This is a genomic window from Xanthomonas sp. DAR33341, assembly GCF_003992815.1.
In the GTDB taxonomy this organism is placed as follows: domain Bacteria; phylum Pseudomonadota; class Gammaproteobacteria; order Xanthomonadales; family Xanthomonadaceae; genus Xanthomonas; species Xanthomonas cissicola.
The window spans coordinates 258,367-267,404 of record NZ_QEYV01000034.1 but is presented as its reverse complement, the minus strand read 5'-3'; the positions used below and the strand labels follow the sequence as shown (position 1 = coordinate 267,404).

The window sequence follows — 9,038 nt, the reverse complement described above, 5'->3', positions numbered from 1 at the left end:
GGCTCACTGGCGGCTCTCCTGCAACGGCGCGGGCTGCGCTGGTGCGGCAGCCGGCGCAGGCGCCAGTGCGGTCGGGATGCCGGCAGAGACTTCATCCACCGGGTCCGGCACCAGCGCCGGGTCCGGATCGACCGACTGCGGCTTGACCACCGGCTGGCCGGTCTTGCCGGCGGCCTGTGCGGCCAGCCACGACTGGATATCGTCCGGCGGCACGTCCATCAAGCGCAGCGCGCCTTCCATCACGCGATGGAACACCGGCGCCGACACCAGGCCGCCGTAATACACCTTGCCTTGCGGATCGTTGATGACGATCACCGTGGCAAAGCGCGGGCGCGTGGCCGGCACCAGCCCGGCGAACAGGGCGTTGTAATGCCCGCGCTCGTAGCCGTTGGCGCCATTCTTGCGCGCCGTGCCGGTCTTGCCGGCCACGTGGTACCCCAGAATTGCCGCGCCCTTGGCGCCGCCCTGGGTGACCACGGTCTCCATCATGTCGATGACCTGGCGCGCCACTTCCGGCGTGATCACCTGACGGGTTTCGTTGTGCTGGCCACGCACGAAGGTCGGCGGGGTGAGCTTGCCGCCGTTGCCCAGCGTGGCGTACGCCTGCGCAATCTGCAGCGGCGTCACCGACAGGCCGTAGCCGTAGGACATCGTGGTCTTGGACGGGCCGCTCCAGCGCGCCGGCTGCAGCACCACGCCGGCCGATTCGCCGGGGAACCCGCTGTGCGGCGCACTGCCGTAACCGAAGTTGCGGATCGACTGGTAGAAGGTCTGGTCCGGCACCTTGGCCGCGATCTTGGCCGCACCGATGTTCGAGCTGCGGGTGATCACGCCGGTGACGTTGAGCACGCCGTTGTTGCGCGGCACATCGCGAATGGTGAAGCGCCCCACCGACATGTAGCCGGGGTTGGTATCGATGACGGTGTCCTTGGTCACCACGCCGGCGGTCAGCGCGGTGGCCACGGTCAGCGGCTTCATCGTCGAACCCGGCTCGACCAGATCGGTGACCGCACGGTTGCGGCGGGCCGACGGATTGATGCCGGTGACCGAATTGGGGTTGTAGGTAGGCAGGTTGACCATCGCCAGCACTTCGCCGGTGGCCACGTCCATCACCACCATCGAACCGCCGGCCGCGTTGTTCTCGACCAAGGCATTGCGCAGTTCCTTGTAGGCAAGGAACTGGATGCGGCGGTCGATGCTCAGCGTCAGGTCCTTGCCCGGTTGCGCCGGACGCACCAGGTCCACGCTTTCCACGATGGCGCCGCGCGCATCGCGCACCACCTTCTTGGAACCGGGCTTGCCGCGCAGCCATTCGTCGAATGCCAGCTCCAGGCCTTCCTGGCCGCGGTCGTCGATATTGGTGAAGCCCAGCACGTGGGCCATCGCCTCGCCTTGCGGATAGAAGCGACGGAACTCGCGCTGCGAGAACACGCCCGGAATCTTCAGATCGACGATCGCATGCGCCTTGTCCGGATTGATCCGGCGCTGCAGGTACATGAATTCCTTGCCGGCCTTCTGTGCCAGCTTGGCGTTCAAATCGTCCAGCGGCTGCCCCAGCGCTTTTGCCAGCTCGGGAATGCGGTCCGGGTTACGCAGCAGTTCTTGCGGATTGACCCAGATCGACTCCACCGGCGTGGACACCGCCAGCGGCTCGCCGTTGCGGTCGGTGATCATGCCGCGCGAGGTGGCGATGGGCAGTTCGCGCAGGTAACGCGCTTCGCCCTGACGCTGGTAAAAATCGCGGTTGACCAGCTGCACGTAGGCCGCGCGCCCGATCAGCGTCACCGAGCACAGGCCCAGCGCGATGCCGACCAGGGTCAGGCGACCACGGAGATTGAAATTGCTGCGGGGGCGGTTGCGGCCAGCCTTCATCGCACACCTCCCGGTGCGCAGCTGCGCCGTGCAAAGCGGCTGTGCTGCTTTGTCATGGGCGCACCACCACGATGTCGTTGGTCTCCGGGAACTTCATCCCGATGCGCGCACGCGCGACCTGGTCGACCCGGTTGCTTTCCGCCCACGTGGCCTGCTCCAGCTGCAGCCGGCCGAATTCGATATTCAATTCGTCGCGTGTGTGTTCGAGCTTGGACAACTGCACGAACAGCTTGCGATGCATATGGCGCATATACACCACACCGATCGCCGAGGCGATGCTGCAGGCAAGCAGCACGACGAGCAGCAAGCGGCTCATGCGGCGTCACCGTTCGCTGACGCCGGGAATGGGGAATCGGCAGTCGGGAATCGGGAAGCAGCGGCGCTGTTGCCTTTGCCCATTCCCGATTCCCCATTCCCCAATCCCAGCTTCTCGGCCACCCGCAACACCGCGCTGCGTGCGCGCGGGTTGACGTGCAATTCGGCGTCGTCGGCCTTGATCGCGCCGCTCACCAGTTGCAGCGTGGCCACGAACGGCTGTGCTTCGGGCAAGCGGCGGTTGCTCGGCGGCGCCTTGGCGTAGCGGGCCATGAATTGTTTGACGATGCGATCTTCCAGCGAATGGAAGCTGATCACCGCCAGCCGGCCGCCCGGCTTGAGCGCGCCAAGGGCGGCATCCAGCCCGGCTTCCAGATCGGCCAGCTCGCGGTTGATGTGGATGCGGATGGCCTGGAAGCTGCGTGTGGCCGGGTGGGTCTTGCTGTCGCCGCGCGGCATCACCGACGCGATCAGGTCGGCCAGTTGCGCGGTGCGCAGCAGCGGCTGTTCGGCGCGCCGCGCCACGATGGCGCGCGCGATACGGCGGCTCTGGCGTTCTTCGCCATAGGTCCACAGCACATCGGCGATCTCGCGGTCGCTGGCCTGCGCCAGCCACTCGGCTGCGCTCTGGCCGCTGTCCGGATCCATGCGCATGTCCAGCGGGCCGTCCTTGCCGAAACTGAAACCGCGCCCGGCCACGTCCAGCTGCGGCGAAGACACGCCCAGATCCAGCAGGATGCCGTCGACGGTGGCGGCGGCAACCACCTGGCCGAGCCCGGCAAAACTGCCGCGATGGATGGACACGCGCGCATCGCCACCGAAGCTGTGTTCGGCCACCGCGATCGCTTCGGGGTCCTTGTCCATCACCAGCAGTCGACCTCCCGGGCCAAGGTGTTCCAGCACGCCGCGCGCGTGCCCGCCACGCCCGAACGTGCCATCCAGATACGTTCCGTTTTCGGTCACTTGCAGGCCATCCAGCACCTGCGTGTACAGCACCGGCACATGGGCCGCCGGGGACTGCGACACCGGGTGACCGGGCTGCGCTTCACCGCGCATCCGGGCACCCCGGCTCACAACCTGAGATCGAGCAATTCATCGCCCAGATCCCCGTCAGACAATGTCTGCTGGATCAGTGCGCGATGTGCCTGCTCGCTCCAGAGTTCGAACTTGTCGCCCATGCCCAGCAGCACGGCTTTTTTCTCGATGCCCACTGCATTGCGATGGCTGGCCGGAATGCTCAGACGGCCGTTGGCGTCCAGCTCGAGCACCGCCGAAGAACCCACCAGTTTCTGCTGCAGCGTGCGGACCACGCGCTGGGTATTGGGCTTGGACATCACGTCGTCGCGCACCCGCTCCCACTCCTTTTCCGCGTATAGCCACAGGCATCCGGCTTCGAACGGGTTGTAGGTGAGGACCAGACGGTTGCCGCTGACACGCGCAACGAGGTCGCGGTATGCGGTTGGCACCGCCATACGCCCCTTGTCGTCCACCGTGATGGCAGTCTCGCCCTGAAACACCGAATGCAACCTCGAATACCCGCTGGGGGATCATTGAACCACGAAAAACCACAAAACACCTGGTTTTCCCTCCGTTGCCCACCTTAGCAGCGCGTCAAAGGTTGTCAACAACTTTGAGGACCACAAATCGCCAGTCGCATCAATGAGTTGCGGCACTCTTTAGAGACTTGTTCAAAGGTTATCCACAAGTTGCTGTTTCATCTCATATTTTGAGATTGAACGGAAATTCAGGGCGGTGAAGGCCATGTAAACCCGACTGCCATCTCACTTCACATTGCGTCAGCGACGTATCTCAACTGCGCAAACAAGGTGACAATCGGCGACATGTGTCTGGTCGCTCTTGCCTGGAAAGTCCACCCGCGCTGGCGTTTGCTGCTGGCGGGCAACCGCGACGAATTCCACGAACGTCCCACTGCGGCACTGGCACGCTGGGCGGCGCCGGCCGACAACCTGCTGGCTGGCCGCGACCTGCGCTCCGGTGGCAGTTGGGTTGGCCTGGATCGGGACGGACGCGCTGCGGTGGTCACCAATGTGCGTGACCCGCTCGCCACTTCTTCGGGGCGCTCGCGCGGGCATTTGATTGCCGACTACCTGTCCGGCAGCCTGGGCGCTACCGTGTACGCCGACGCACTGGCCGGCGCCGCCCACGCGTTCCCACCTTTCAACCTGTTGCTGTGCGACGCCGACCGGTGTGAGCACCTGAGCAACCACCCGCCACTGGCGCGGCAACTGGCGGTGGGCATCCATGGCATGTCCAACGGGCCGCTGGATGCGCCGTGGCCCAAGACCGCTGCGCTGACCAAGGTGCTGCACCGCTGGTGCGCCGACGGCGACGAAGACCTGCAGCCGCTGTGGGCCGCCCTGGGCAACCCGGCCATCGCCCCCGACGCTGCGCTACCGCAGACCGGCGTGGACCTGGCGACCGAACGCCTGCTCTCGGCCGCCTTCATCAGCGGCCCCAGCTATGGCACCCGCGCCAGCACCATCGTTGCGGTGGACCATCACGGCCATGGATTCATCCACGAACGACGCTTCGGGCCGAATGGGATTTTCCAGGGCGAGGCACGCCTGGAGATCCCTGGCTCGCGTTGACAAGCCACGCTCGTGCGCATAGCCGAGGAGTCGACGCATGAACCGCCATTACGATGTTTCTGTGCAAAAAACCATCGAATCTGACCGCCATGCCGACCTGGCGGCGCAAGCCCGCGCGATGACCGGCAAGCTCTCGGCAAAGGTGGAAGAGTTGCTGGCCGAGTACATCGCCAAGGAACGCCACAGCCACAGCCACAGCGCAGGAGCGCTTGAACTGCAACGCGCGACAAGCGAATGGAAAGCCTTCACCGAGGCGCACGGCTCCTTCGCCGACGAGTTTCCACGCTGTGACCGACCAGTTCGATGTTCACGCCAATGTCGTCCAGAACACGAACATCCCGTACGTGCTCGTCGTTCAGTCGAACATTTTCGACACCTCGCCACGCCGCGGCGGCGGCCCCTGATCCGAAAGTCCAAGCTCTTCGCCGACCCCATCCCGCTTCACCCCGGAACTCACCATCGCCGGCCACCGCGTGATCCTGCCACCCCTGGAAATGACCTCGATACCGCTGTCCGTGCTCAACACACCTACCGGCACACTGAAGGACCAGGGCCAGATCCTCATCGACGCCCTGGACGAGCTGTTCACCCGCTCGTTCGGCTAGCGCCAAACACGGCTGCAGGCGTGGCGAATTGCGTACCCCCATCCGCCCTTCGGGCACCTTCCCCCGCAGGCGGGGGAAGGGAGTCGATCGCATAGCGAGAGCCTCGATCCACTGGCTACCTGCGAGCCCCCTTGAGTCAAGGGGGCGCGGCGACAGCCGCGGGGATGTGGCATGCCTGGAGCGGGACCCGCGTTTTGTACCGCCCGCGGCGGTATGAAGCGTGGGCGCCTTCGAAGGGCAAACGCCCAAAGAAGGCGGCGGAGCGTAGCGAGAGCCTCGACCCACTGGCTACCTGCAAGCCCCCTTGAGTCAAGGGGGCGCGGCGACAGCCGCGGGGATGTGGCATGCCCGGAGCGGGACCCGCGTTTTGTACCGCCTGCGGCGGTACGAAGCGTGGGCGCCTTCGAAGGGCGTACGCCCAAAGAAGGCGGCGGAGCCGGCCGATAAGCCGGGTTCTGTCGTGGACAGTCATTCGTCTAGGCGCTACGTCACCGCAGCGCTCAAGCAACCTACCCGGATCCAGCGCGGGCCACGCCAATGGATCCCTATTTGGTCTTGCTCCAGGTGGGGTTTGCCGTGCCGGTCCGTTACCGGACTCGCGGTGCGCTCTTACCGCACCATTTCACCCTTACCGGCCCCTCGCCACCCCTTTGCGGCCTCCGAGCGCGCTTGGCGATGCGAGGCATCGCTGGCACGTTTCAGTGGCGGCAAAGGGGTGACGAGGGACGTAGGCGGTATCTTTCTGTTGCACTTTCCGTCGGCTTGCGCCGCCCAGGCGTTACCTGGCACCTTGCCCTATGGAGCCCGGACTTTCCTCGGCACTCTTGCGAGTGACGCGACTGTCTGGCCGACTCCGCCGGGGCGCATTCTACGCTATCGCTGCCGTGCAGAACGGCGCGGCGATTTCAAGCTTGCCATTGCCCTGTAGGAGCGCACCCAGGCGCGAGAGGCGGTACCGATCAACCACCGTCGCTTCCAGCCGCGTTCCTGCGATGACCGCATTAGCCGCCATACAAGGCCTTGCGCGGCGCGCCAGTGAGCTCGGCAGCAAGCTTGGCGGCGGTGGAAGGGGGCAAATGCTCGGCGAGCTTGGCGTAGACGCGGCGGCCTTCGGCGAGCTGGCCTTCGGCGGCGTCGGCGGCGCCCTGCACCATCAACACGAATTCGCCCTTACGCTGGTTGTCGTCGGCTTCGACCTGGGCCTGCAGCTGCGCCAGGCTGCCGTCGAGCACGGTTTCGAAGAGTTTGGTCAATTCGCGGGCGATCACTGCCGGGCGCTCGTCACCGAAGGCAAAGCGCAGGTCGGCCAGCGATTCGACGATGCGGTGCGCCGATTCGTAGAACACCAGGGTGCGGGTCTCCCCTGCCAACCGCGCCAGGCGCTCGCGGCGGGCGGCGCTCTTGGCCGGCAGAAACCCCTCGAAGCCGAAGCGGTCGCTGGGCAGGCCAGCCACGCTGAGCGCAGCGATTGCCGCGCAGGCGCCCGGGACCGGGCTGACCTTGATGCCGGCGGCACGCGCGGCGCGCACCAGTTTGAACCCCGGGTCGCTCACCAGCGGGGTGCCGGCGTCGCTGACGATGGCCAGCGACTCGCCGTCGCGCAGGCGCGCCACGATGCGTTCGGACATGGCGTCTTCGTTGTGGTCGTGCAGCGCCAGCAGCGGGCGGTCGATGCCGAAATGGCCGAGCAACTGGCGGGTATGGCGCGTGTCTTCGGCGCAGATCGCCGCCACGCCACGCAACACCTCCTGCGCGCGTGGCGACAGGTCGGCCAGGTTGCCGATCGGCGTGGCGACCACGTGCAGGGTTCCAGGGGACGTCATCAGCGGTTTTCCGGGGGCAAAGGGTAGAATCGTAGCGTTTTTAACGGCCCGCCCCGGCGGCCCCTGTCCAATGGATCTGAAATGAACAAGCGTGTTGCAAGGATCTCTGCCCTTTCGCTGATGGTGATGCTGGCCGCCGGTTGCGCCACCAGCAGCGTCACGCCGACCGCCTCGCCGACGCAGAGCGCAGCGCTGGCACTGCTGGATCAGGGCAAACCGCGCGACGCCGCGCAGCAGCTGGAAGCCGAAGCTGCCAGTGCCAGCGGCGCGCAACGCAGCCGGCTGCTGGCTGCCGCGGCATTCGGCTGGCACGACGCTGGCGACGATGCGCGCGCCCGCACGCTGCTGGCGCAGGTCAACCCACGCCACCTGAGCGGCGAGGAGCGGGCTCGCTTCGGGCTGCTCACCGGCGAGCTGGCGGTGCTCGACAAGCAGGGCGCACAGGCGTTGCAGGCCCTGGGCGACAGCCCGCAGGGGCTGACCCAGCCGCTGCAGACGCGCTGGCTGGTGGCCCGCGCTGCGGCGCTGGAAGCCACCGGCGACCTGTTCGGCGCCGCCGCCGACCGCGCGCGCGCCGATGCCAGCCTGACCGGCACCGCGCGCAGCGACAACCAGCGCGCCATCGTGCGCCTGCTTGCCGCGCTCGACGACGCCACCCTCAAGGGCCGCACCGCTGCGCTGCCGGCCGGCGACCCGTTGTACAACTTCGCCGGGCGCGCGTTGATCAGCCGCGGCCTGGCGCTGCCGCGCGCCTTCGAGCGCGATGCACAATGGGGTTTCGATACGAGCAAGCGCCCGCCCGCCGAGCGCGATGGCTACCGCCCACCGGTCAAGCTGGGCGTGCTGCTGCCGATCACCGGCAACCTGGCGACCGCCGCCGCGCCGGTACGCGATGGCCTGCTGGCCGGCTACTACGCGGAAACCCGCCGCCGCCCGGAGGTGCAATTCTTCGACACCGCCGGCACCGCCGCCGGTGCCAATGCCGCCTACGACAAGGCTGTGAGCGCGGGGGTGGATTACGTGGTCGGCCCGCTGGGGCGCGACGAAGTCAGCGCGTTGTTCGCGCGCGGCCAGCTCGCGGTGCCGGTGCTGGCACTGAACCGTCCCAGCGACAACAAGGCCCCGCCCACCGGCAGCGCAGGCTTCTCGCTGGCGCCGGAAGACGACGGCATCATGGCCGCCGAATACCTGCTCTCGCGCGAACGGCGCAATGTGCTGATCGTCGGCACCAGCGACGACAACGGCAAGCGCACCATCAAGGCCTTCCGCGACCGCTTCAGCGAACGCGGCGGCACGGTGGCCGGCAGCATCAGCGTGGCCGACGCGCCGGGCGACATCGGCGCGCAGCTGCGCAATTACGGCACCGCCGACGCGGTGTTCCTGGCGGTGCGCGGCAACACCGCGCGTGCTTTGGCGCCGCAGCTGGCGCTGGCCGGATTCGCCGGCAAGTCGCGCGTGGGCACCTCGCAACTGGTGGCCGGCACCGGCAAGGTCGAAGACGATCTGGCGCTGGATGGCATCGTCTACCCGAGCGAAACCTGGACCGCCCTGGGCGTGTCCGGCCTGCCGGCGGTCAGCCAGGTGGCCAGCACCCTGCCCAGCGCACGCGGCCCGGCCGCCCGGCTGTTCGCGTTCGGCTACGACGCCTGGAAGATCACTGCGTACCTGGAAAAACTCGCCACCGGCACCGATGGCGGCCTGCGCGGCGCCACCGGCACCCTGCACCTGGACGGCTTCGGCAATGTGCTGCGCACGCCGGCCTGGTCCACCTTCAGCGGTGGCCGCCCGACGCCGATCGCCGACGGCCGCTGAGC

Annotated in this window: 7 protein-coding genes, 1 other RNA gene and 2 pseudogenes; 4 read left to right on the top strand and 6 right to left on the bottom strand. The window is 67.2% G+C overall.

Annotated features, from left to right (window positions below; translation table 11 throughout):
• Positions 1–3: 3 nt before the first annotated feature.
• Genes EO156_RS17425 through mraZ form a run of 4 tightly spaced genes read right to left on the bottom strand, consistent with a single transcriptional unit; the run spans position 4 to position 3,713 of the window.
• Positions 4–1,872, bottom strand: coding sequence for a penicillin-binding protein 2 (locus tag EO156_RS17425; protein WP_003485291.1), 1,869 nt, complete (start codon positions 1,870–1,872; stop codon positions 4–6).
• A 52-nt stretch (positions 1,873–1,924) separates the two neighbouring features.
• Positions 1,925–2,188 (bottom strand): cell division protein FtsL, encoded by a 264-nt coding sequence (gene ftsL / locus EO156_RS17420; RefSeq protein ID WP_005910928.1) that lies wholly within the window; start codon positions 2,186–2,188, stop codon positions 1,925–1,927.
• Positions 2,185–3,243 carry a 16S rRNA (cytosine(1402)-N(4))-methyltransferase RsmH gene (rsmH, locus tag EO156_RS17415; protein ID WP_003485294.1) on the bottom strand — a complete coding sequence of 353 codons (1,059 nt, stop codon included), beginning with the start codon at positions 3,241–3,243 and terminating at the stop codon, positions 2,185–2,187. Before rsmH ends, ftsL begins: the two co-directional genes overlap by 4 nt.
• Positions 3,244–3,257: 14 nt before the next feature.
• Positions 3,258–3,713, bottom strand: a complete 456-nt coding sequence (gene mraZ, locus EO156_RS17410) for a division/cell wall cluster transcriptional repressor MraZ (RefSeq protein ID WP_005910933.1) — start codon at positions 3,711–3,713, stop codon at positions 3,258–3,260.
• A 315-nt stretch (positions 3,714–4,028) separates the two neighbouring features.
• Here mraZ and EO156_RS17405 point away from each other — a divergent pair, with 315 nt between their 5' ends.
• The 3 genes and pseudogenes from EO156_RS17405 to EO156_RS24180 all read left to right on the top strand — a co-directional run.
• Positions 4,029–4,796 carry an NRDE family protein gene (locus tag EO156_RS17405; RefSeq protein ID WP_029828083.1) on the top strand — a complete coding sequence of 256 codons (768 nt, stop codon included), beginning with the start codon at positions 4,029–4,031 and terminating at the stop codon, positions 4,794–4,796.
• A gap of 37 nt (positions 4,797–4,833) precedes the next feature.
• Positions 4,834–5,076: pseudogene (locus EO156_RS24630) on the top strand (type II toxin-antitoxin system CcdA family antitoxin); the annotation flags it as partial.
• Between the two features lie 154 nt (positions 5,077–5,230).
• Positions 5,231–5,401, top strand: a pseudogene (locus tag EO156_RS24180) (CcdB family protein); the annotation flags it as partial.
• 428 nt (positions 5,402–5,829) lie between these two features.
• Here EO156_RS24180 and rnpB read toward each other — a convergent pair.
• Positions 5,830–6,256, bottom strand: an RNA gene (gene rnpB / locus EO156_RS17390) — RNase P RNA component class A.
• Positions 6,257–6,402: 146 nt separating this feature from the next.
• A complete protein-coding gene (gene rsmI, locus EO156_RS17385; protein WP_029828081.1) occupies positions 6,403–7,224 on the bottom strand; it encodes a 16S rRNA (cytidine(1402)-2'-O)-methyltransferase in 822 nt (273 codons plus the stop codon).
• 120 nt (positions 7,225–7,344) lie between these two features.
• On the opposite strand from rsmI, the gene EO156_RS17380 reads away from it, so the two are divergent.
• Positions 7,345–9,036 carry a penicillin-binding protein activator gene (locus tag EO156_RS17380; RefSeq protein ID WP_003485306.1) on the top strand — a complete coding sequence of 564 codons (1,692 nt, stop codon included), beginning with the start codon at positions 7,345–7,347 and terminating at the stop codon, positions 9,034–9,036.
• Positions 9,037–9,038: the final 2 nt, after the last annotated feature.

Bases quoted from the DNA above. Each gene is read 5' to 3' on its own strand.
- EO156_RS17405 (WP_029828083.1), top strand. From the start codon at position 4,029: ATGTGTCTGGTCGCTCTTGCCTGGAAAGTCCACCCGCGCTGGCGTTTG.
- rsmI (WP_029828081.1), bottom strand. From the start codon at position 7,224: ATGACGTCCCCTGGAACCCTGCACGTGGTCGCCACGCCGATCGGCAAC.
- EO156_RS17425 (WP_003485291.1), bottom strand. From the start codon at position 1,872: ATGAAGGCTGGCCGCAACCGCCCCCGCAGCAATTTCAATCTCCGTGGT.
- EO156_RS17380 (WP_003485306.1), top strand. From the start codon at position 7,345: ATGGTGATGCTGGCCGCCGGTTGCGCCACCAGCAGCGTCACGCCGACC.
- rsmH (WP_003485294.1), bottom strand. From the start codon at position 3,243: ATGCGCGGTGAAGCGCAGCCCGGTCACCCGGTGTCGCAGTCCCCGGCG.
- ftsL (WP_005910928.1), bottom strand. From the start codon at position 2,188: ATGAGCCGCTTGCTGCTCGTCGTGCTGCTTGCCTGCAGCATCGCCTCG.